The organism is Kribbella antiqua (genome assembly GCF_004345665.1).
In the GTDB taxonomy this organism is placed as follows: Bacteria; Actinomycetota; Actinomycetes; order Propionibacteriales; family Kribbellaceae; genus Kribbella; species Kribbella antiqua.
The window spans coordinates 48,170-70,168 of sequence record NZ_SLWR01000011.1 but is presented as its reverse complement, the minus strand read 5'-3'; the positions used below and the strand labels follow the sequence as shown (position 1 = coordinate 70,168).

23 protein-coding genes are annotated in these 21,999 nt (G+C 67.7%); 11 read left to right on the top strand and 12 right to left on the bottom strand.

Annotation, left to right across the window (positions count from 1 at the left end; translation table 11 throughout):
- Nucleotides 1-128: 128 nt before the first annotated feature.
- The 3 genes from EV646_RS28685 to EV646_RS28675 form a co-directional block, all read right to left on the bottom strand.
- Nucleotides 129-902, bottom strand: a complete 774-nt coding sequence (locus EV646_RS28685) for a CAP domain-containing protein (RefSeq protein WP_132154030.1) — start codon at nucleotides 900-902, stop codon at nucleotides 129-131.
- A gap of 82 nt (nucleotides 903-984) precedes the next feature.
- Complete coding sequence (locus tag EV646_RS28680; protein ID WP_241996391.1) at nucleotides 985-1,647, bottom strand: GNAT family N-acetyltransferase; 663 nt, start codon at nucleotides 1,645-1,647, stop codon at nucleotides 985-987.
- A gap of 265 nt (nucleotides 1,648-1,912) precedes the next feature.
- Complete coding sequence (locus EV646_RS28675; protein WP_132154028.1) at nucleotides 1,913-3,037, bottom strand: GNAT family N-acetyltransferase; 1,125 nt, start codon at nucleotides 3,035-3,037, stop codon at nucleotides 1,913-1,915.
- An 80-nt stretch (nucleotides 3,038-3,117) separates the two neighbouring features.
- On the opposite strand from EV646_RS28675, the gene EV646_RS28670 reads away from it, so the two are divergent.
- Nucleotides 3,118-3,930 (top strand): DeoR/GlpR family DNA-binding transcription regulator, encoded by an 813-nt coding sequence (locus EV646_RS28670; RefSeq protein WP_132154026.1) that lies wholly within the window; start codon nucleotides 3,118-3,120, stop codon nucleotides 3,928-3,930.
- Between the two features lie 66 nt (nucleotides 3,931-3,996).
- Nucleotides 3,997-4,776: an MFS transporter gene (locus tag EV646_RS28665; protein WP_132154024.1), complete on the top strand. Its 780-nt coding sequence runs from the start codon at nucleotides 3,997-3,999 to the stop codon at nucleotides 4,774-4,776.
- Here the strand turns inward: EV646_RS28665 and galK are convergent.
- Nucleotides 4,762-5,892, bottom strand: a complete 1,131-nt coding sequence (gene galK, locus EV646_RS28660) for a galactokinase (RefSeq protein ID WP_132154022.1) — start codon at nucleotides 5,890-5,892, stop codon at nucleotides 4,762-4,764. The genes EV646_RS28665 and galK overlap by 15 nt on opposite strands.
- Nucleotides 5,889-6,935 carry a galactose-1-phosphate uridylyltransferase gene (galT, locus tag EV646_RS28655; protein ID WP_132154020.1) on the bottom strand — a complete coding sequence of 349 codons (1,047 nt, stop codon included), beginning with the start codon at nucleotides 6,933-6,935 and terminating at the stop codon, nucleotides 5,889-5,891. Before galT ends, galK begins: the two co-directional genes overlap by 4 nt.
- 167 nt (nucleotides 6,936-7,102) lie before the next feature.
- Here galT and EV646_RS28650 point away from each other — a divergent pair, with 167 nt between their 5' ends.
- A complete protein-coding gene (locus EV646_RS28650) occupies nucleotides 7,103-8,434 on the top strand; it encodes a hemolysin family protein (protein ID WP_132154018.1) in 1,332 nt (443 codons plus the stop codon).
- Here EV646_RS28650 and EV646_RS28645 read toward each other — a convergent pair.
- Genes EV646_RS28645 through EV646_RS28630 form a run of 4 tightly spaced genes read right to left on the bottom strand, consistent with a single transcriptional unit; the run spans nucleotide 8,373 to nucleotide 12,104 of the window.
- Nucleotides 8,373-9,626, bottom strand: coding sequence for an MFS transporter (locus EV646_RS28645; RefSeq protein ID WP_132154016.1), 1,254 nt, complete (start codon nucleotides 9,624-9,626; stop codon nucleotides 8,373-8,375). The genes EV646_RS28650 and EV646_RS28645 overlap by 62 nt on opposite strands.
- Nucleotides 9,623-10,216 (bottom strand): ArsR/SmtB family transcription factor, encoded by a 594-nt coding sequence (locus EV646_RS28640; RefSeq protein WP_132154014.1) that lies wholly within the window; start codon nucleotides 10,214-10,216, stop codon nucleotides 9,623-9,625. Before EV646_RS28640 ends, EV646_RS28645 begins: the two co-directional genes overlap by 4 nt.
- A 50-nt stretch (nucleotides 10,217-10,266) precedes the next feature.
- Nucleotides 10,267-11,199, bottom strand: coding sequence for a serine/threonine-protein kinase (locus EV646_RS28635; protein ID WP_132154563.1), 933 nt, complete (start codon nucleotides 11,197-11,199; stop codon nucleotides 10,267-10,269).
- A 32-nt stretch (nucleotides 11,200-11,231) separates the two neighbouring features.
- A complete protein-coding gene (locus EV646_RS28630; RefSeq protein WP_132154012.1) occupies nucleotides 11,232-12,104 on the bottom strand; it encodes an alpha/beta fold hydrolase in 873 nt (290 codons plus the stop codon).
- A 187-nt stretch (nucleotides 12,105-12,291) separates the two neighbouring features.
- Here EV646_RS28630 and EV646_RS28625 point away from each other — a divergent pair, with 187 nt between their 5' ends.
- Complete coding sequence (locus tag EV646_RS28625) at nucleotides 12,292-12,678, top strand: YciI family protein (protein WP_132154010.1); 387 nt, start codon at nucleotides 12,292-12,294, stop codon at nucleotides 12,676-12,678.
- Between the two features lie 108 nt (nucleotides 12,679-12,786).
- Here EV646_RS28625 and EV646_RS28620 read toward each other — a convergent pair whose 3' ends face one another.
- The gene (locus EV646_RS28620) at nucleotides 12,787-13,776 is read right to left on the bottom strand and encodes an N-acetylglucosamine kinase (RefSeq protein ID WP_241996389.1); all 990 of its coding nucleotides are present in this window, start codon (nucleotides 13,774-13,776) and stop codon (nucleotides 12,787-12,789) included.
- Nucleotides 13,777-14,074: 298 nt separating this feature from the next.
- Here EV646_RS28620 and EV646_RS28615 point away from each other — a divergent pair, with 298 nt between their 5' ends.
- Genes EV646_RS28615 through EV646_RS28600 form a run of 4 tightly spaced genes read left to right on the top strand, consistent with a single transcriptional unit; the run spans nucleotide 14,075 to nucleotide 18,128 of the window.
- On the top strand, nucleotides 14,075-14,824 hold the full coding sequence (locus tag EV646_RS28615) for a sugar isomerase domain-containing protein (protein ID WP_241996388.1): 750 nt from the start codon (nucleotides 14,075-14,077) through the stop codon (nucleotides 14,822-14,824).
- A 24-nt stretch (nucleotides 14,825-14,848) separates the two neighbouring features.
- Nucleotides 14,849-16,270, top strand: coding sequence for an N-acetylglucosamine/diacetylchitobiose ABC transporter substrate-binding protein (ngcE, locus tag EV646_RS28610; RefSeq protein ID WP_132154004.1), 1,422 nt, complete (start codon nucleotides 14,849-14,851; stop codon nucleotides 16,268-16,270).
- 39 nt (nucleotides 16,271-16,309) lie between these two features.
- Nucleotides 16,310-17,221, top strand: a complete 912-nt coding sequence (locus EV646_RS28605; protein ID WP_132154002.1) for a carbohydrate ABC transporter permease — start codon at nucleotides 16,310-16,312, stop codon at nucleotides 17,219-17,221.
- 10 nt (nucleotides 17,222-17,231) lie between these two features.
- On the top strand, nucleotides 17,232-18,128 hold the full coding sequence (locus EV646_RS28600; protein ID WP_132154000.1) for a carbohydrate ABC transporter permease: 897 nt from the start codon (nucleotides 17,232-17,234) through the stop codon (nucleotides 18,126-18,128).
- A 49-nt stretch (nucleotides 18,129-18,177) separates the two neighbouring features.
- Here the strand turns inward: EV646_RS28600 and EV646_RS28595 are convergent, their stop codons facing one another.
- Nucleotides 18,178-18,495: a helix-turn-helix domain-containing protein gene (locus EV646_RS28595; protein ID WP_199237248.1), complete on the bottom strand. Its 318-nt coding sequence runs from the start codon at nucleotides 18,493-18,495 to the stop codon at nucleotides 18,178-18,180.
- Between the two features lie 46 nt (nucleotides 18,496-18,541).
- Complete coding sequence (locus EV646_RS28590; protein ID WP_199237247.1) at nucleotides 18,542-18,913, bottom strand: type II toxin-antitoxin system RelE/ParE family toxin; 372 nt, start codon at nucleotides 18,911-18,913, stop codon at nucleotides 18,542-18,544.
- Nucleotides 18,914-19,015: 102 nt separating this feature from the next.
- Between EV646_RS28590 and ngcE (EV646_RS28585) the strand changes: the two genes are divergently transcribed.
- The 3 genes from ngcE (EV646_RS28585) (at nucleotide 19,016) to EV646_RS28575 (ending at nucleotide 21,987) form a co-directional block, all read left to right on the top strand.
- Nucleotides 19,016-20,365 carry an N-acetylglucosamine/diacetylchitobiose ABC transporter substrate-binding protein gene (ngcE, locus tag EV646_RS28585; protein WP_132153996.1) on the top strand — a complete coding sequence of 450 codons (1,350 nt, stop codon included), beginning with the start codon at nucleotides 19,016-19,018 and terminating at the stop codon, nucleotides 20,363-20,365.
- Between the two features lie 87 nt (nucleotides 20,366-20,452).
- Entirely contained in the window at nucleotides 20,453-20,857 is a 405-nt protein-coding gene (locus EV646_RS28580; protein WP_199237246.1) for a hypothetical protein, read from the top strand.
- Nucleotides 20,858-21,045: 188 nt separating this feature from the next.
- A complete protein-coding gene (locus EV646_RS28575) occupies nucleotides 21,046-21,987 on the top strand; it encodes a zinc metalloprotease (RefSeq protein WP_132153994.1) in 942 nt (313 codons plus the stop codon).
- Nucleotides 21,988-21,999: the final 12 nt, after the last annotated feature.

The window sequence follows — 21,999 nt, the reverse complement described above, 5'->3', positions numbered from 1 at the left end:
CCGATGCGATAGGTCACTGTTACAGGTTGGAGACCCCTCTTAACGAACCCCGAAGGTTCCCCATCGGCGCGGGCCGGTAAGCATTTTCCGCGGCCGCGGGGTCAGCCACCGGACGTGGCCGGAATCGGTCAGCCGCCGAAGTCCTGGACCCAGCTGCCGTTGCCCCACTCGGGCTTGACCTGCCCGGAGTCGTAGCCGATGCCGATCATCGTGTACGTGCAGTTGAGGATGTTCTCGCGATGCCCTTCGCTGTTCATCCAGCCGTTCACCACGGCCGCCGCGGTCTGATAACCCACGGCGATGTTCTCGGCCATGGCGCCGCCGGTGAATCCGGCCGCCTTCATCCGGTCGAACGGGCTGCGGCCGTCCTGGCTGTCGTGCGCGAAGTAGTGGTGGTCGACCATGTCGGACGCGTGCGCGTCGGCGGCCCGCGTCAGCGCGCTGTTGGTCCGCAGCGGTCCGCACCCGGCCTTGGCCCGCTCGTTGTTGGTCAACTGCAGGACCTGCGCCTCGATCGTGCCCGACGCTTTGGTCGTCGTCGTACTGGACTTGGGCGTGCTGGACCGAGTCGGCGTCGCGGTGGACTTCGGCGCCCGGGTGCCGTCCCGGCTAGGTGCCGTCGTACGACGGGCAGTCGGCGTCACGCTCTTCGTCTTCGACCGGGTCGGCGTCGCGCTCGGTGTTGCCGTCGTACGACGGGGAGTCGACGACGCGGTCGGCGGACGAGACGGCGTGACGGACGAGGGCGTGGCTGAGGGCAGCGGCTCGTCGCGGCTGACAAGCATGCTCGCGGTCTCGTGCAGCACGAACCACCCGGCGCCGGCGATCAGCATGAGCGTCGTGAGCGAGGCCAGAATCGGCCCGATCAGCCCGTGCCGCCGCGACCGCCGGTGGTTAGTCATGGTGTGCAGCCTTGCCCACCCGACCGCCGGGCGACTCCCCGCCCCCGCCGTACTTCACGAACCTTTGACAAACTCAAGCGTTTTAACGAGACCGAGCGGTGACGATATCGCTGACCACCTTCCAGCCAAGGCTGCGGTACAGCCGGAGGCCGTCGATCGAGGCGATCAGGATGCCGCGCTTGGCGCCCTGGGCCGCGGCGGTCTCGACCAGCGACGCCATCACCGCGCTGCCGAGACCGCGCCGCCGGTGCGCCGGATCGGTCTCGATCCGGTCCGCGACCGCGTCCTCGCCGACGACGGCCATCCGCCCGCTCGACACCACGCCGCCGTGCAGGGTGGCGCGGGTGATGATCAGGTCGGACTCGAGCTCGGTGTGCAAGGCATAGCGCTCGTGCAGCTTCAGAGCCGGCTGCTCCGACAACTGGATCGTCATCAGCCAGTCCTGCTCCGCCTGCACCTCGAGGCCGAGGTCCTCGAGCTGCTCGACCCGGGCTTCCTTGTCGTCCGTGGCCAAGGTGATCCAGCCGGCGCCGCGGCCACCGCCGGCGGCCAGGGCCAGCTCGGCGGCACGTTCGACCCGTTCAGGCTTGTCATCGGCATCCAGTACGACGTACTCCATCGCGCGGTTCTCATCGCCCGCCCGGACGGTCAGGATGCCGTCGTTGTCGTCCTCCACAGTGGTCCAGCCCCTCGAAATGGACCACCCGGCCTGCCAGCGGCGGACGAGCTCCTCACGTTCTCTCACCCGTCGATTCAAGCAGCCAGATGCCGAGACGGCGAGGGGAAGTGGTGTCGTCTGTCACCAACTCGCCGTATACCGCCGATTCCACCCGGTCACCGCTACCCCGCGAACCCGTTGCCCGCCACCCCTCACCACTCCAAGCACCCCACCCGACAACCCTCCAGCTCAGTGGGCATCCACCGAGTTGGAGGGTTGCCCATTCGGATTCTCAGGGGGCAACCCTCCGGCTGGGGGGTTAGCCACTCAGCTGGAGGGTTTGCCGGTTGGGTCAGCGGGGGTCGGTGGCCAGGAGGTCGAAGCCGAGGATGTTGGTGTAGCTGCCGTCGCGGAGCGGGCCGGCCGCGCGTTCGGTGCTGACGCGGGTGAAGCCGTTGACCTCGGCAACATGCGCGGACGCGGTGTTGCCCTCGGCAGCGAACAGGACCAGCCGCCGCCGGCCCAGACCACCTTCCGCCACAGGCTTGAACGCCTGCTCGATCGCCAACCCGACTGCGGTCGACATCACTCCGCGACCACGCGCCTCGGGGTGCAACCAGTAGCCGACCTCGCCGATGGTCTTGTCGATCCGGTTGTTCATGTCGAAGACACTCACACAGCCGAGCAGCTCATCGGACTCCGCATCCGCGATCGCCCACGACACGCCCTCCCCGCTCGCCAGGTTCTCCCTGCGGCTTTCGATGAAGCCCTCGGCGTCCGTCACGCCGTACGGCGACGGCAGCCCGGCCAGCCAGAACGCAGTCCGCTCGTCGTTGCACGCCTCTGCGACCCGTTTCGCGTCCGTCGAACGCCACCCCCGCAACCGGAACCCGCCGCGCTCGACCTCCGGCACCTTCCACCAGTTGCCCTGCGGCTCGAGCTCGTCGTCCCGCCCGATCGTCGCGATCCACTCGTCATGGCGCACCCCACGCGCAACCCCGCCACCCGGTACTACGACGAAGCCGCGGAACCCGCACTTCCACGCCACCCGCCGGGAACCCCAGTTGCCCACGAACGCCCGCCAGATCACCCGATCCCAGCCCAGGTCGTCGAACGCGTGCCGGACGACCACCTTCAGTGCCCGGGTCATCACGCCACCGCCGCGGGCCCACGGTGCCACCGCGAACCCGACCTCGCCGGCCCCGCCCTCGCTGTCGCGGAGGTCGATGCTGCCGGCGAACCGACCGTCGTACTCGATCACCCAGCCCCGCGTGCCCCCGTCCCGCCAGCCGGCCGGCATCATCTCGGTGAGGAAATGTACGGCGTTCTCGCGCTCGTACGGCACCGGAATCGTGGTCCAGCGCTGCATTTCCGGGTCCTGGCACATCCGGTGGGCGGGGTCGACATCGTCCGGTCTCGCCGCACGCAGGGTCACCACGTCGTCGGTCAGGACCGGTACGTCCTCGGGAAATCGCATGCTCCAGGGTGACCCGGAGCAACCGCCGAGGCAACGGCATTTCCCTGACAGAGATCGATTTCGCCACTAGGCTGTGCAGCGTGAACGCAGCCGGAGCAGAGGTGCCGAAGGGCCGGGGTGGGCAGCTGGCCGCGCAGCGACAGGCCACGATCGTTGCCGAGGTCAACAGTCGGGGTGCGGTCACGGTCGCCGAACTGGTCGATCGGTTCGGCGTGTCCGACATGACCATCCGGCGCGATCTGGACGCGCTCGACTCCAGTGGACTGCTGCACAAGGTGCACGGCGGCGCCACCTCGGTCGGGCTGCGGAGCGCGCACGAGCCCGGGTTCGACGCCAAGCTGACCCAGGAGTCCGCGGCCAAGCAGGCGATCGCGGCCGAGGCTGCCAGCCGGGTCCAGCCGGACAGCGCGATCGGCATCGGCGCCGGTACGACGACGTACGCGCTCGCCCGGCAGCTCCTCCGGGTGGAGAACCTGACCGTCGTGACGAACTCGGCCCGGATCGCGGACGTGTTCCACGGCAACAGCCGCTCCGACCGCACGGTCGTCCTGATCGGCGGCATCCGGACCCCCTCCGACGCGCTGGTCGGCCCGATCGCCACCGCCGCGCTGGCCTCGCTGCACCTGGACCTGCTGTTCCTCGGCGCCCACGGTGTCGACGCCGAGCACGGCCTGAGTACGCCGAACCTGATGGAGGCCGAGACCAACCGGTCCTTCATTGCCGCGAGTCGTGAGGTGGTCGTGGTCGCCGACCACACCAAGTGGGGCACGGTCGGGCTGAGCACCTTCGCCAACTGGGCCGACCTGGATGTCATCGTCACCGACGCCGGCCTGTCCACCGCCGCCCGCAAAGCCATGCGCGACACGGGATGTGAACTCGTCATCGCTTCATGAGAGGCCAGGAGCCGCTCGGTAAGCCGTACTGGATTCTCTGGATCGCAGGCGCCATCTCCTTCACCGGTGACGGCATCCTGTTCGGCGCGCTTCCGTTTGGTCGGCCCTCCGCTCGGCGCAGCGTTGTTCGTGCTCCACCACGGCCTGCCGATCCTGATCGATGCCATCTCGTTCGCGGCCGCCGCCGTCCTCGTTTTCGCCGTACGACGGGCCGCGCCGAAGCGGGAACGATCAGCCGATCAGCACCTCGGCCGCGAACTCAAGGAGGGGCTGGTCTACCTCTGGCGGCACAAGCTGCTGCGGTCGCTGTGCCTGCTGCTCCTGGTCGTGAACGCGGTCGGGACCGGCATCATCGCGATCCTCGTCCTCTATGTACTGGAGGTGCTGCATCTCCCCGAGGCCGGCTTCGGCTGGCTGGTCGCGACGTACGCGGTCGGTGGAGTCGTCGGCGCCGGCTTGGCGCCACGGTTGGCACGCCGGCTGCCGACGTTCGTGAACCTGATCGCCGCGATGTTCATCGTCGGCGGCGCGGTGATCGTGTTCGGTCTGGTCAGCGAACTCGCGGTCGTCGTCGTCGGCGCCGTACTGATGGGCTTCGGCAGCACCTGGTGGAACGTCATCTCGATCTCGCTCCGGCAGCGGATCGTGCCGCCCGAACTGCTCGGCCGGGTCACCGCGGTCTACCGGATGGTGGCGTTCTGCGCGGCGCCGCTGGGCGCTGTCGGTGCGGGTTTCCTTGCCCACCGCACCGACCTGCGTACGCCGTACCTGGTGATGGGCCTGGTGCAGGTCGCAGCCACCATCGCCTTCGCGCCAATCATCAAGCGCGAACTAGCTGACGCGTGAAGCCCCGGCCGACGGCGCCGCCGACAGCGAGCTCGGGGCCGTGAACCCCTTCTCCGCAAAGGCTTTCTCGATCGCGGACAGTACGGCGTCGGCCGCGGAAGCCTCGGTCAGCGCGATGATGCAGCCGCCGAAACCGCCACCGGTCATCCGGGCACCGAGAGCGCCGGCCTCGAGCGCGGAGTCGACCGCGACATCCAGCTCCGGCACGGTGATCTCGAAGTCCTCCCGCAGCGACACATGCGATGCGGTGAACAGTGGCCCGACATCACGCAACCGCCCGGCCCGCATCAGCTCCACGGCTTCCTCGACCCGGCGGATCTCCGTCACCACATGCCGCACCCGGCGTCGTACGACGTCATCCGTCAAACGTGCGAGCGCGTCGTCGAGGTCGTCGTACGCGATCGATCGCAGAGCCGGCACACCGAGCGCGGCCGCGGCTTCCTCGCAACTGCGGCGGCGGGCGGCGTACTCACCGTCGACGTGCCGGTGGGGAGCCTTCACGTCGACCACCAGCAGGGCGAGGTCGTCGGCGGCCGGGTCGAACGGGATCTGGTCCGTGGACATCGCGCGAATGTCGAAGTAGAGGGCGTGTCCGGCCGTGCAGCACATCGACGCCATCTGGTCCATCAGGCCGACAGGTGCACCGACGTACTGGTTCTCGGCCTTCTGTGCGAGCCGGGCGACCTCCGCCGGGTCGACCTCGAGGTCGCGCAACCCCAACAGAGCGACGGAGGTCGCGCAGAGCAGGGCCGCGGATGATGACAGACCCGCGCCGGAAGGAAGGTCGGAGTCGACCAGCAGGTTGGCGCCGCCGATGGCGTAGCCGGACTCACGCAGGATCCACGCGGCTCCGGCCGGGTAAGCGGCCCAGTCGCCGACCGAGCCCGGGGCGAGCTCGTCGATGGCGAACTCGATCACGCCGGCATGACCGGTCGACGCGACCGCGATCCGGCCGTCGTCGCGCTTCGACGCGGTGATCAGGATGCGGTTCGGCAGAGCGATCGGCAGCACCAGACCGTCGTTGTAGTCGGTGTGCTCGCCGATCAGGTTGACCCGGCCGGGAGCACGCCAGCTGCCCTCCGGCGCAGTACCGAAGACTTCTTCGAAAGAGCTCACGAACCGACCTTCCGCAGGGTCTCGGCCACATCCTCGGGCCGGGTGTCACTGATGAACGCGCCCATCCCGGACTCCGAGCCGGCCAGGTACTTGATCTTGTCCGCGGCACGGCGGATCGACAACACCTCCAGGTGAAGGTAGCCGAGCTCGCGGTCGATCCGGACCGGAGCCTGGTGCCAGGCCGCGATGTAGGGCAGCGGGTCGCCGTACAGGCCGTCGAGGCGTTGGAGAACGTCGAGGTAGAGCTCGGCGAAGTCGTCGCGCTCGCCGACCGACAGCTCGCTGATGTCGGCGACCTGGCGGTGCGGGTACAGGTGCACCTCCACCGGCCAGCGGGCGGCCTCCGGGACGAAGGCGGTCCAGTTGGTGTTCTCCGCGACGACCCGGGCGCCGTCCTTCTTCTCCGCGGCCAGGACGTCGGCGAACAGGTTGCTGCCGGCAACTTCGGCGTACTCGCGGGCGCGGTCCAGCTGGGTGCGGATCCGGGGCGGGAGGAAGGGGTAGCCGTAGATCTGGCCGTGCGGGTGGCTCAGCGTCACACCGATCTCACGGCCGCGGTTCTCGAACGGGAAGACGTACTCGACGTCCGGGCGGGCGCTGAGGTCGGCGGTCCGGTCGGCCCAGGTGTCGACCACCAGCCGGGCCTGGCCCTGGGACAGGTTGGTGAAGGACTGGTTGTGGTCGCTGGTGAAGCAGACCACCTCGGTCCGGCCCGGTCCGGCGAAGGAGGGGAACCGATTCTCGAAGACGGCCACGTTGTACTCGTGGTCCGGGATCTCGGTCGGGTTGCCCGGCTTGCTCGCGCACAGCGGGCACTGGTCGGCCGGCGGCAGGTAGGTCCGGGTGTTGCGGTGCGTCGCGTAGGTGATCACGTCGCCGGTGAGCGGGTCGGTGCGCAGCTCGACCTGCGGCTGCGGCGCCGGCAGCGCGCGGGTGTCCTCGAGTGGCACCCGGGCCGGCGCGTCGGCCGGGTCGTAGTAGATCAGCTCGCGTCCGTCGGACAGTTTGGTATCCGTCCGGCGTGCGCCGCGCGGTGTGTTCATCGTTTGACCCTCCCGGCCGTACGACACCGACGGCCAGGAATCATCGTAAACCAACAAACTCGAACATGCACGGTGATGCTTGCCACCGCTAAGGTATTGAAATGGACGACGCCCAACCGTCGCCCTCTCCTCGCTGTACGACGAGAGGGCTCTAGGACCACCCGCCGATGAACGAAACCCTGCTCAATATCGTCCTGATCCTGATCTTCGTGCTGATCGGTGGGGTCTTCGCCGCGGCCGAGATGGCGCTGGTCTCGCTCCGGGAGAGCCAGCTGAAGTCACTCTCGCACCGCGGCAAGCGGGGCGAAACGGTGGCCCGGGTGGCCGCCAACCCGAACCGGTTCCTGTCCGCCGTCCAGGTCGGCGTGACCCTGATGGGCTTCCTGTCCGCCGCCTTCGGTGGCGCGACGCTCGCCGACAGCCTGTCCCCGCACTTGCAGAAGCTCGGCCTGCCCGAAGGGGTCGCGAGCACGGTCGCGCTGGTGCTGATCACCATCGCGATCTCGTACGTCTCGATCGTCCTCGGTGAGCTGGCCGCCAAGCGGCTCGCGCTGCAGCGGGCCGAGACGTTCGCGCTCGGCCTGGCGCCGCTGGTGGACCGGATCGCCACGCTGGCCCGGCCGGTGATCTGGCTGCTGTCGAAGTCGACCGACCTGGTGGTCCGCGTCCTCGGTGGCGACCCGAACGCGAACCGTGAGGTGATGACCGAGGAGGAGCTCCGTGACCTGGTCTCCGCGCACGAGTCACTGGGTGAGGAGGAGCGCCGGATCGTCGACGACGTGTTCGAGGCCGGCAGCCGCCAGCTGCGCGAGGTGATGCTGCCGCGTACCGAGGTGGACTTCGTCGACGCGGAGATGCCGGCGTACAAGGCGGTCAAGTTCGCCGCCGAGCGGCCGCACTCGCGCTACCCGGTGATGAACGGCTCGGCCGACGACATCGTCGGCTTCGTCCACGTCCGCGACCTCTTCGACCCGGCGGTCGCGTCCCGCTCGGTCCGGGTCGGCGACCTGGCTCGCGACGTACTGATGCTGCCGGACACCGCGAAGCTGCTGCCCACCCTGACCGAGATGCGCCGCCGGTCGACCCACCTCGCCATCGTCCTCGACGAGTACGGCGGTACGGCGGGAATCGTCACGCTGGAGGATCTGGTCGAGGAGCTCATCGGCGACATCAAGGACGAGTACGACGAGGAAGCCGCCGAGACCACCCGGCTACGCAGCGGCGACGTCGAGGTCGACGGCCTGCTCAACCTCGACGACTTCGCCGATGAAACCGGCCTCGAACTTCCCGACGGCCCCTACGAAACAGCCGGCGGGTTCCTCGCTGCCCGCCTCGGCCGGGTCCCGACCACCGGCGACGAGGCCTACGTCAACAGCCACAAGCTCATCGTCACAGAGATGGACGGCCGCCGCGTGGCCCGGGTCAGAGTCCACCGGGTCACGACGGCAGACCAGCAGGCTCCGGCTGAGGAGTCAGTAGAGACCGTCGAGCCAGGATGACGACACCGCCGACCAGGTAACCAAGGCCCTGGAAGACCAGGACCGGAATGACACCGACCAGCTCACCGAGGACACCGGCGGCGACGATTCCGGTCAGTACGGCGACTCCTTCGGCCGCGAACAGAGCACCGAACACGCGGCCGCGGGAGGCGTCGTCGGTGAGTCGCTGGATGACAGTCATCGCGCCGGCGATGGTGAACGCGCCCGGGACGCCGACGATCACCATGCAGACGAAGGCCGGGATCAGGCTGCTCGAGATCAGCGGGTAACAGAACAGCACCAGGTCGATCAGCCCGAACAGCACCGCTCCGACACCCCACATCTTCGCCGCCGGCAGCCTCGACCCGGTCGCGGCCGCCACCAGGCCGCCCGCGATCCCGCCCACCGCCTGCGACGACACGATCAGCCCGTACGCCGTCCCGTCGCCGCCGAGCTCGGAACTGACGAACGGCGCGAACAGCGTGCTCATCACCCCTTCACCGACCCCGGTGACCAGGCCGAACACGAACACCAACCGCATCGCCCTGCCGCCGAGGCAGATCCGGATCCCTTCTGCCCATTCCGCCTTCAACCGGCGGATCGCGCCGACGGCCGGCCGGACCACGGTGCGCTCGACGCGGTGCCGGACGCGGGCGATCAGCCCCATCGCGAGGAGGAAGGTCGCGGCGTCGACGATCGCGAGCAGCGGCAGTCCACCGGCGGCCGCGAGTACACCGCCCATCGCCGCACCGGCCAGGCGTGCGACGTCCCGGATCTGACTGTTCAATGCGTTCGCGGTCAGCAGTTGGCCGGGCTCGACCAGGTGCGGCACCATCGACTGCTCGGCCGGGCTGAAGAACTGCTGCAAACAGCTCTGCGCGAGGACGACGACGTACACGATCCAGATCGCGCTGTCGTCTCTGACCGCGAGGAGTGGGAGCAAGACGACCGCGTTGAGGATGTTCGTGATGATCATGGTGCGCCGGCGGTCCCATCGGTCGACGAAGACGCCGGCCAGTGAGCCGAGCACCACCGTCGGGAGGAAGGACGCGAGCAGCAGGCCGCCGGAGGCGAGGGTCGAACCGGTCAGGACGTAAACCTGGAACGCCAGGCCGGTGCGGAGGAGCCAGTCGCCGGTGAGCGAGATCAGTCCGGCGCTGAGGACGAGCCGGTAGTCGTGTTGGCGCGCGAGTACTCCCCACAGCTCTTTCACGGCTCCTCCGGGGCGATTGTGACGATCTGGGTGATGGAGACGTACCGGCTGCCCGGTGGGCGGGTCGACTTGTCGTCGATCGGCCGCTCGTCGACGTACCGCTGCATCAGGGCCTCGATCTGTTCGAGCAGCTCGGCCAGTTCTTCGCCGGTGAGGTAGAAGCCGCTGTTTCCGATGCCGGCGTTGTCGCGCCAGATCGGGTCCTCGTTCACCCGCTGCTCCTGCCAGCGGGCCAGCCTGTCCAGCGCCCGCTCGGCCAGCAGTTGCTCCAGTACGTCGGCAGCCGCGGCACCCTCGGGGGTTCGAGAGGCCTCGCGCCAGGACTGCGAGGTCGCGACCAGCCGCCACGGGCGTTCGCGGTTGTCCTTGCCCGGCGCCGGCTCGACGAAGTCGTACTTCGCCAACTGCCGGAGGTGATGCGACGCGAGTGCCTGGCTGATGCCGAGCCGGCGGGCCGCGTCGGCCGCGGTCATCGGTCCTTCGCGGCCGAGCAGCGACTGCAGGTCGAGCCGGACCGGATGGGCCATCGCCCGGATCGCCAGCGGATCGTCCAACAGCCGGAGCCGGCGCGGATCCTTTTCCAAAGACATGCTTGGAATATGCGCCGAGGTTCAGCCATATGTCAAGCTGTTGCTTGGAATCACTGACTCAGTGGCTGGGTGTCGTCTTCTTGGGCGCGGTGTGCTCGCTCGGGCAGAGCCGCGGCCACCGCCAGGACCGCGTGTCGCCAGAGTCGCCTGATCGGGAGCGGATGTCTGGCCGGTTGCTCGACGACTGGCAGCTCGGGCGAAATGCCCGCTGCGATCTTGGCCGCGGTCGGGCGCTCGGCCGGGTTCTTGGCGAGCATCCGCAGGAGCAGCTCCGCGATGGGTTCGGCGAGTCCCGGGCACAGCTCGTTCGGCGGTATCGGTTCTCGCTCGACTTGCTGCTGCAGCACTGCCGTCGGGTCGTCGGCCATGAAGGGCGGATGGCCGGTCAGCAGCTGGTACAGCACGCAGCCGAGGGCGTAGACGTCCGAGGCGGCCGTGGCCGGTTTGCCCAGGGCACGTTCGGGGGCCAGGTAGCAACTCGTCCCGAGGATCTGACCCGACGTGGTGCTGGTCGTGTCGGTGAGGAACCGGGCGATGCCGAAGTCAGCGACCTTCACTGTTCCGTCCGCGTCGATCAGCAGGTTCGCCGGCTTGATGTCGCGGTGGACGATGTCCTGCCGGTGCGCCGCGGCCAGACCGGTCGCCGCCTGCCGGATGATGTCGACGGCCCGCTCAGGCTCGAGCGGGCCGTTCAGTGCGAGCTCATGCGCGACGCTGCGGCCCTCCACCAGCTCCATCACGAGGTAATAGCTGCCGGCGTCCCGGCCGAAGTCGTACGCCGCTACGACGTGCGGGTCCTTCACCATCGCCGCGGTCCGGGCCTCCCGCCGGAACCGCGCCGCCGCGAAGGGGTCTCGCCGATTGGGGAGCAACACCTTCACCGCCACCGACCGCCCGAGAAGTTCGTCGCATCCGCGGAACACCTCGCCCATCCCACCGTGACCGAGCAACTCGGTCAGTCGGTAACGGCCCGCCAGTAGCACGTCACTCCGGTACCCAGTGCGGTACCGGTGAATCAACTGTTGCCGAGGGCACCGTCGTACGGCGAGGCGGTTTGCGCGCGGATCCACTCCAGACTGTCCTCGGCGTGGGCGAGGACGGAGACATGGCCGTCGCCCGGGTAGAGGCGAAGCGAGGCCGTCGGGAGGTGCTCGGCCAGCCAGCGGCCATGGGTGCTCGGGATGATGCCGTCGTCGTCGCCGTGGCAGAGCAGGACCGGCGCGGTAATCGCGGTCGGGTCGCAACCCCACGGCATTACATAAGAACAGTCGTCGTCGATCAGCCCGTCCGGTCCGTTCGGCATCGACTTCTCACCCGCGACCGAGCCCAGCCAGCCCCACGGGCCCTCGAACATCGCGAGGTCCGCCGCGGTGAACTCGGGGTCGTACTCGACGCCGGAGTTCTCGTGCTGGACCTTCGCATCGCGGCCGGCCGCGGCTGCTCTCAGCGATTTCAGGCCGGAGGCGACCATTCCGTCGTACCAGTCGAGGCCGATGGCGTCGTACGGCGCGATGGCGGCGAAGGTGGCGACGGCCTCGACCCGGTCTCCGAGGACCGCGGCCGAACCGAGTGCGTACGAACCGCCTCCTGAGTAGCCCATCAGCGCGAAGCTGCCGATGCCGAGCCGGTCGGCGACGGCGGTCAGGTCGGCCGCGACTGAGGCCATCGTCCGCCCGGGTGCCGCCGTCGAACCGCCGTACCCGGGACGGTCGAACGAGAACCACCGGATGCCCAGCCACTCGCCGGCCTCGGCCAGCGGCTCGGGTGGGACGCCGAGGTTCGGGGTGCCGTGGTGCCAGAACACCGGCAGCCGGCCGTCGTCGCCGGGCGCGGAGTCGTAGACGTGCAGCGTGCGGCCGTCCGCCAGCCGGAGGTCCGTCTCGTTCATGTCGCTCACCTTAGGTCTCGAGAGTCTTGGCGAGTGGTACGTCGGAGGTCCGGGGGAGGACTCGACATTTCGGGGCAGCGAGATCGGCGCGAAGGTGAAATGTCGAGGGTTCCGGGTGGTCTCCGACCTCTGCTGCGAGGATCCACTCAGACTCCGAAAGGCTGGAGTCCAACAAGGAAGGCAGACCATGAAGTATCTGCTGTTGATTCACAGCAACCCGATCACCTGGGGCCACCCGTCGTTCCTGCACACCGCGGAGGGGCAGGCGTTGCCGGCGAAGGCCCGCGAGGCGCTGGCCGCTCAGCTGGAGAAGCTGCTCACAGAGCTGTCCGAGTCGGGTGAGCTGCTGACCGCCGTACCGCTCGAGGCGCCCGAGCGGACGAAGGTGGTCCGGGTTCGCAAAGGCGTCCGCGCCACCACCGACGGCCCCTACTCCGAGGCGAAGGAACAGCTCGCCGGCGTCTTCATCGTCGACGTCGCCACCCCCGAACGCGCCGAGGAAATCGCCGCCACCATCCCCGAAGCCGAGTTCGTCGCAGTAGAAGTCCGCCCAGTCTCCACCTTCGGCGACTGAGGCCATTTGCTGGGTCGACCAACGCCGTTGTGGGTTCCCCGTCCGGATGCGGGCGGGGAACCCACAATTTGATGGGTGAACCAGTCAAATGGCGGCTGGGGGGACGGGTCAGGTGACGAGGCGGGTGTGGTTGGTGCGGGTGGCCAGGGCGGGGTCCAACGCGCCTAGGGCGAGCCAGGTGGCGCCGCCGACGCCGTCGCGGGCGGTGAGGACCTCGCCGGCGAAGTGGTCGTGGATGGTCTGGCGGAGGATTTTTCCGACCGGCGAGGATTCGCCCGCGACACTGCCGGCGAGGACCAACGGGCCGTTGTCCGACGTTGTCCTTACCCGGCCGACCGTTTCTGTGAGCAACTCGGCTGCGCGTTTCACCAACGCCTGTGCGGTCTCGTCGTTCTGCTCGTACGCCGCCACCACGACCGGAGCCAGTTCCGCCAGCAAGACCGGTGGACGCCTGTTCACCGTGCGTACCAGGTCGTCACGCAGCACGTTGTACCCCTCACGCTCGGCGATTTCGGTCCCGTCGCGTTCCGGTAATACCGCGCGTACGACGGACTCGCCGAGAACGCCGATCGGTTCACCGAGATCCAGTGCGCGCAACACACTGCGCACCGCCTCCCGGCCGAGCCAGAAGCCGGAGCCGTTGTCGCCGAGCAGCCAGCCGTGGCCGTCCGCCGTACGGATCAACTGGTGACCGCGGACCATGCCGGCCGCGCTGCCGGTGCCCGCGATCAGCACGGTGCCGTCGGGTTCCGGCGTACCGGAGGCGAAGGCGACCTCCAGGTCGCCGATGAAGACCGGCTCGCCGCTCAGCCCGGCACCCGTCCACGCGGCGTCGAACTGCGCCCGTACGTCGGGCCGCGCCAGCGCCGAGCCACCCGCCGCGCCGATGACTGCCGCCTGCACCGCAGACGGGTCCAGTCCGGTTAATGCTTGGTGAAGCGCCTGACCGAAGTTGGCCGCGGCGCTTGCAGGATGACTCGTCGGGTTTCCGCCGGCCGCGGACCCTCGTCCGACTACGTTGCCGTCATGGTCCGCAATCACGATCCGGGTGGAGGTGCCGCCGAGGTCGCCGCCCAGGACCAGTGCTGAGGCTGGCATCAAGACCACTGGGTCCGCAGGTTCCGGCAGTGGGCGTTCGACCGACATAGGCGATGCTCCAAACTGTTCAAAAAGTGCCGTTAGCAATCACAGACAATCAAGGTCACGCAACGGTCCCGATCTAGGAGAAGAGTGGGATGAGCCTTGACTTTAGCTGCCAGTTGAGAAAAGTTCTGTCCAGCAAACCGCAAACTTGCGCAGTTGTCGGCACCAGGAGTGTCGCGACGGACACATTAGTCGAGGGGTGGGGCCGATAATGGCCAGCAGCAGACACGGGGGATCGGGGGAGGTGGGCGGCGTGAGCGCGCAGTCCTATGTTCATGCGCTCACTCCGGTCATGGCCGCCGTCACCGAGCAGATCGACGGCCCGATCCAGCAAGCCGCCGACCTGATGACCGAGGCCCTGCGCGCCGACGGCGTCATCCAGGCCTTCGGCTCCGGCCACTCCGAGGCGCTCGCGATGGAGATCGCCGGCCGCGCCGGTGGCCTGATCGCGACCAACCGGATCGCGCTGCGCGATCTGGTCCTGCTCGGCGGCGAGCCGCTCGAGCTGCTCCGCGGCGGCGAGCTCGAACGCGATCCGTCGATAGCCCGCCGGCTCTACGACCTCGCCGAGCCGCACCCGACCGACCTGTTCGTGATCGCGTCCAACTCCGGCGTGAACGGCTCGATCGTCGAGTTCGCCACGGTGGTGAAGGAGAAGGGCCACCCGCTGATCGCGATCACCTCACTGCAGCACACCGGCGGGATGGACTCGCGCCACCCGTCCGGCAAGAAGCTGATCGATTTCGCGGACGTGGTGCTGGACAACCACGCGCCGTACGGCGACTCCGTGCTCGACCTGCCCGCTGGTGGAGGCAAGGTCTGCGCGGTCTCGTCCATCACCGCCGCGCTGATCGCTCAGATGCTGGTCGCGGAGGTCCTGCGCCGGCTGACCGACGCCGGCGAGACCCCACCGGTCTATCTGTCCGCGAACATCCCGGGCGGCGACGACCACAACCACGCCCTTGAAGCTCAGTACGCCGGCCGGATCCGGCGTACTGCATGAAACACCACTCGGAAGGCGGGACCCATGACCACTCCTGACAACCTGTCGCGGCGGCTGTTCCTGCAGCACGCGGCTGTCGGCACGCTGCTCGCCACCGGCGGTAGCGCCCTGCTCTCGGCCTGCGCCAGCGGTGGCAGCGACGACGAGAACACCGGCGGAGGTGGCGCCGACAAGACGGCGGAGAACCCGTTCGGGGTGAAGGAATCCGACCCGCTGGACGTCGTGATCTTCAAGGGCGGGTACGGCGACGACTACGCCAAGGCCCACGAGGAGCTGTACAAGAAGAAGTTCCCTGGGACCACCGTCAAGCACGCCGGCATCACCGACATCACGCCGCAGCTGCAGCCGCGGTTCAACGGCGGCAACCCGCCGGACGTGATCGACAACTCGGGTGCCTCTGCACTGCCGTCGTCGACGCTGGCCACCAGCGGTCAGCTCGCTGACCTGACCCAGCTGTTCGACGCCCCCTCGATCGACGACGCGAACAAGAAGGTCAGCGACACGATCGAGCCGATCACCCTCGAAGCGGCCCAGCTGGGCGGCAAGCCGCTGCTGCTCAACTACGTACTGACCGTCTACGCGATCTGGTACAACAAGAAGCTCTTCGACGAGAAGGGCTGGGCTCCGGCCAAGACCTGGACCGAGTTCCTCGCGCTGTGCGAGGAGATCAAGAAGGCCGGCATCGCCCCGCTCGCCCACCAGGGCAAGCACCCGTACTACATCGCTCAGGTCGTGATGGACATGGCCGTGAAGCACGGCGGCCACGACGTGATCAAGGCGATCGACGAGCTCGAGCCGAACGCCTGGAAGCACCCCTCGATCAAGCTCGCCGCCGAGGCGCTGCTGGAGCTCAAGGGCAAGGGTTACATCATGCAGGGCACCGAGGGCCTGGACCACATCCAGTCCCAGACCGCCTGGAACCAGGGCAAGGCGGCGTTCATCCCGTCCGGTTCGTGGCTGGAGAACGAGCAGAAGCCGGTCGCGCCCAAGGACTTCCTGACCACCGCGGCCTACACTCCGCTGCTCGACGGCGCCAAGCTGCCGGTCGACTGCACCCAGATCGCCGCGGGTGAGCCCTTCATCGTGCCGGAGAAGGCGAAGAACAAGGCCGGCGGCCTGGAGTTCCTGCGGATCATGCTGTCGAAGGAGGCGGCCGGCAAGTTCACCGAGCTGACCGGCTCGCCGACCGTCGTGAAGGGTGCGGGCGAGGGCCTGAAGCTGAGCCCGGGTGCTGCCTCGTCCGGCGCGCTGCTGGCCTCCGGTGGCGAGAACAACTGGACGACGTACTACGCCGCCTGGTACTCGACGATGGACAAGCCGATCCGTAGCGTGTTCGGTGAGCTCGCCGCGGCCCGCATCACCTCCGACGAGTTCATGAACCGTGCGCAGAAGATCGCGGACGACACGGCCAAGGACCCGAAGACCAAGAAGCAGACCCGCAGCTGACCAAGCTGACCTCCGCCCCCTGCACGCTCAAGGAGAGAGATGCGGCACGGCAGTTACCGGTTCGTCGCGAGCTTCCTCGCGATACCGCTGGCGTTGTATGCGATCTTCGTGATCTCACCGTTCGTCCAGGCGTTCTACTACTCGCTGACCGACTGGACCGGGATCTCACCGAAGTTCAAGTTCGTGGGTCTGGACAACTTCAAGACCCTCGCTCACGACAGCGTCTTCAAGCAGGCCGTCGGGCACAACCTGATCCTGCTGATCGGGCTGCCGCTGATCACCATCTTCCTTGCCCTGGTGTTCGCCTACCTGCTCAACGTGGGCGGGCGGGCGAATGCCGCGGGCGTGCAGGGAGTCCGGGGTAACGGCTTCTACAAGCTGGCCTTCTTCCTGCCGCAGGTGCTGTCCGTGCCGGTCATCGCGGTCATCTGGGCGACCGTGATGACCTCGACCGACACCGGCTTGCTCAACTCTGTGACCAAGAAGATCGGCTTGGGTACGTCGGAGTACCTGGCCGATCCGAACATCGCGCTGTACTGCGTGATGTGGGTGCTGATCTGGGGCAGCGTCGGGTTCTACCTGGTGTTGTTCAACGCCGCCATGTCGGGCATCCCGAAGGACATCTTCGAGGCTGCCATCATCGATGGCGCGGGCCGGCTGGCGACGTTCTTCCGGATCACCCTGCCGCTGCTCTGGGACACCATCCAAACCTCCTGGGTGTACTTGGCCATCCTCGCGCTGGACGCGTACGCGCTGGTCGCGGTGATGACCGCGGGACCCGGTGGGCCCGACAACTCGACGTACGTGATGGGCCTGGCGATCGCGGACAACGGGTTCCAGTACGGGCGCGCGGGCTACGCCTCGGCGATGGGCGTGGTGCTGTTCTTCCTGACGTTGATCATCGCCGCCGTCATGCTCCGGGCCACCCGCCGCGAGCGGATCGAATTCTGAGGGGCCGACCATGACCATACAGATCGATGTCGAGGGCACCCGCTCGGAGGCGCAGCCGGCAGCCCACCCGGTCGGCGGCAAGGACCGCGTGTTCAGCCCGGTGAACGTTTTCTCCCACACGGTGCTGATCGCGTGGAGCATCCTCGTCGTGGTGCCGTTCGTCTGGGCGCTGATCGCGTCGGTGAAGAGCACCGGCGAGATTTTCGGCGACAACCCCTGGGCGTTGCCGAAGGAGCTGCTCTGGGACAACTACGCCAAGGCCTGGGACAAGGGTGTCGGCCAGTACCTGTTCAACAGCCTGGTCGTGGTGACCGGCGGTGTCTTCGGCACCATGCTGTTCGGCTCGATGGTCGCCTACGTGCTGGCCCGGTACGAGTTCCCCGGCAACCGGTTCGTCTACTACCTGTTCGCGGCCGGGATGATGTTTCCGACCTTCCTGGCGATCGTGCCGCTGTTCTTCGTGGTGAAGGGCTTCGGGATGGTGTCGACGTACCAGGGCCTGATCCTGGTCTACATCGCCTATTCGCTGCCGTTCACGGTGTTCTTCATGCACGCGTTCTTCCGGACGCTGCCCACCTCGATCGCCGAGGCCGCCCTGGTCGACGGCGCCTCGCACGCCGGCACCTTCTTCCGGGTGATGCTGCCGATGGCCAAGCCCGGCCTGATCAGCGTCGGCATCTTCAACGTGCTGGGTCAGTTCAACCAGTTCGTGCTGCCGAGCTTCCTCTCCCCCGAGAAGCCCGTCCTCTCCCAGGGCATCGCGACCCTCCTCGGCAGCCAGCGCTACGAAAACGACTGGGGCACCCTCTTCGCCGCCCTCACCATCGCCATGGTCCCCGTCGTCGCCGTCTACCTGGTGTTCTACCGCCAAGTCCAAGCCGGCCTAACCGGCGCCACCCTCAAGTAGCCCACCGCAACCGCCGTCCTCGCCGCACCGGCCGGGGCGGCGGTTCGCTTTACCCCAGTACCAGGCGCTCGTCGCCAAAGCTGGCGATGATCTCGATCTTCCCGCCCAATGCCTCGACGTACTTGCGAATAGTGCTGAGCTCGGAGCGGCTCAGTTCACCGCGCTCGATCGAGGAGACCGCCGCCTGGCTGATGTGCAGCGTCTCGGCCAACTGAACCTGTGTCAGGCCCTGCTGCAGCCGAACCTCGGCCAGGCGGAAGGCGCGCTGCTCGGCCAGGGCCTCTTCCTTCAGTACGGCGACGCGCGCCTCGGCCGCAGGTGTATTGATCCGCTCGGCGCGGACCTCTTTCCAGTTCTTGTGCGCCATCCTCGTCATCCCTTCGTCACCACGTTCATCGGCCGCATCCGCCTGCTCAACTGTCCGGCTCGTCTGCCCAGTGGAGGTTGCGCTTCACGTTGTCGAGCCACTCGTCGAACAGTTCGTCGGCCAGCGGAACATGCACCTCGTACCACTCCGTCCAGCGATCCTGCTTGCTGCCACCGAGGAGCAGCACTGCGCGTGTGCTGGGATCGAACGCGAAGAGAACCCGCAGCTTGCCGTAACGCAACTCCTTCATGTTCGGATGACGCGAGCCTTTGATGGTCTCGACTGTGGGGCGCGGCAGCGCAGGCCCGTGCTCGGCAAGCAGGTCAAGGCGTGCACTCAGGCCCTCGAAGTCCTTGTCTGGAAGTGAGTTCATCCACTCCAGGCAACCGTCGAGAACATAAATCCCATACTCCTCCATGCGCGATCACAATACAAGCTCTGTCTTGTACAAGGTGAGAGTTATCCACAGTCGTGTTGGGTGATGTGGTCGCACCCGCAGGTGGCGTACTAGTCTGCCGGGGTGCTCAGGCGGAGGACTGTTTTGCAAGGGGTGCTGGCGGGGGCCTTCGCCAGTGGGTGTTCTTCTAGTACGACGGGGACTCGGCCTACGGCGGAGGTGGGGAATCCGTTGGGGGTGGATGGGGGGCTGCCCGTTGACGTCGTGGTGGGGGAGGAGTACGGCGGATTCGGGGCGGCGGCGTATCGGAAGAAGTACACCGGGGCGGTGGTAACGCCGGCGGTGTCGAAGCAGCTCAGGGATGTGGTGTTGCCGCGGTTCGCGGCTGGGACTCCGCCGGATGTCGTGTTGAGTACGGGCGACAAGCCGCTCGAACTCGGGCGGTTGGTGCGGGAAGGGCAACTGGCGGATCTGCAGGCCGTGCTCGACGCACCCGCGTGGGACAACGCCGACGCGACGGTGGAGGACGGCGTACTGCCGGGGCTGCTCGATGCCGGGCAGTACGACGGAACGCAGCGGACGATCAACTATGTCGCCACCGTCTACGGTCTCTGGTATTCGGCCGCGCTGTTCCAGAAGCACGGGTGGGACGCGCCACGGACCTGGCCGGAATTGCTTGCCCTAGGCACCGAAATGAGAGGCGCCGGGCTGGGCCCGTTCATCTACGCCGGGGCGCATCCGTATTACCTGCTGGAGCTGGTGCTCACCCTCGCCGCGAAGACGGGCGGCCACGACGTGGTGAAGCGGATCGACAACCTGGACGACGGCGCGTGGAAGGACGAGAGCGTCACCCGCGCGATCACCGCGGTCGGCGAGCTCGCCAAGCGCGGACTGATCGCGGCGGGCAGTTCCGAGCTCGACCACATCGCCTCGCAAACCCGGTTCCTCAAGTCGAAAGCCGGTCTACTGCCGTGCGGCAACTGGCTCGAGAACGAGATGAAGGCGCTGATCCCGGCCAACTTCGGGCTGACCATGATCGGGGTGCCGCCGCTCGACGGCTCGCCCGCGCTTCCGCGTGGCCTGCACGTGGCGGCCACAGCGCCGTACCTGGTCCCGGAGAAGGCGAAGAACAGGGCCGGCGGGCTCGAATATCTGCGGGCGATGCTGTCGAAGGACGTCGCCGCCCAGGTCACCACCGAGTCGAACCAGCTCACCATCGTCCGCGGCGCGGCCGACGGCCTCGACCTCAGTACGGCGCTCCGTACCGCCAGGGACCTGCTCACGGCCGCGAGCGACCAAGTCATCACCTGGTACTTCGCGGACTGGTATCCGGCCTTCGCGACCGCCGCGGCGGAGGCCACCGGGCAGTACCTGGCCGGCGGCCTGCAACTCTCCGAGTGGACCGCCCGCATCCAGTCCGCCGCGGATCAACTCAAACAGAACAAGGCCATCACGAAATACCACCGCAGCTGATCCGTTGGTTAGGTAACCAACGCCTAGATAAAGGTCTCGCCCTCGCCAACGAGCCGTCGTAACCTCGGAAGAGGGAAGGTGAGGTCGATGGAGTGGGTAGCCCTTCTGCTCCTGTTCTTGTTCTTGTGCGTGCTGCTCAACCTGGTGTTGCCGCAGCCGCCGCCGTCGCGCTGGCGCCGGGGTCTGCGGACGTCGACGGACCGTGTCACCCGGCTGCTTCGTCGGCGCGCTGACCCAGCGCCCGATCCGTTCGACACGCTGCGGCTGCAGACCAGGCTCGGTCACCTCGCCGGTGAGATCCGGCGAGTCGAGTCCGCGCCGCGCATCTATGCGAAGGCGCACCGCCTGATGGCCCTCGAGGCCGCGTACGACGACCTCCTCGACGAAGCCTGCCAACTGGCCGGCATCCCCGCCGACGCCGACCTGAAGCGCAGCGAAGAAAAGCGCTGGATGGAAGAACAAGCCCTAGCCTCCCGCGGCTGGTCCTGGTGACCGTTGAGCTGAAACGGTGTTTCATCGCCTGACACGACGTTTTCGTTTGAGCTGGCGCAGCCTGGAGCGGCGTGGTGGTGCCGTGGCACTGGGCGGACAGTGAATGGGTGGCGACTCTCCGGGATGATGCGGAAAATCGGGTGATTCGGCCGCACCGCCCAAGCGGCCCGATCCACGGAGGACGCAGTATGCGATCTTTCATCACCCGTCCGCGCGCCCTGGCCGTTCTGCTGGCCGGTACGGCGCTCACGTTCAGCCCACTCGGTGGTCAGGCGACGGCTCAGCTGCCGGCCGGCCAGGTGGCCAATCCGTGCTTCACCCCGGAGGAGGGGGCCGCTGCTCGCGGCGGCTTCGGCGCGGACCACCGGGAGCTGTCCGCGGCCGAGCAGAAGGCGATCGACGCCAAGACGGCGCAGATCCTGAAGGCGAAGTCAGCTCGTGGACTGACGCCGAAGGCCGGCACCCTGGCGGCGGCGAGCGTTCCGGTCTACATCCACGTGATGCGGAGCAGTTCCGGCGCCGGTGACGTGACCAGCACGCAGATCAACAACCAGATCGCGGAGCTGAACCAGGACTTCGGCGGCGGCGAGTCGTCCCAGGCCGCGAACACCGGCTTCACCTTCTACCTGGCCGGCACCTACCGGTACAACAACAGCACCTGGCACAACGACGGCCAGAGTACGACGTACCGGTCGCAGACCCGCAAGGGCGGCAAGAACGCGCTGAACATCTGGCTGGTCGACTTCTCCTACCTCGGCATCGCGACCTTCCCGTGGGACTACGCGAGCAACCCGTCGATCGACGGCATCCGGGTGCAGTACAGCTCGCTGCCGGGTGGCTCGGCGACCAACTACAACCTCGGCAAGACCGCGACGCACGAGGCCGGCCACTGGTTCGGGCTGTACCACACCTTCCAGGGCGGCTGTACGTCGACGAACGACTCCGTCTCGGACACCCCGGCGCAGAGCAGCGCCAGCAGCGGCTGCCCGACCGGCCGGGACTCCTGCTCGCTGCCCGGTCTGGACCCGATCCGCAACTACATGGACTACTCCTACGACTCCTGCTACAACCAGTTCACTCCCGGCCAGAGCACCCGCATCAGCAACATGTGGACGGCCTACCGCGCATGACCAAGGCGTGAC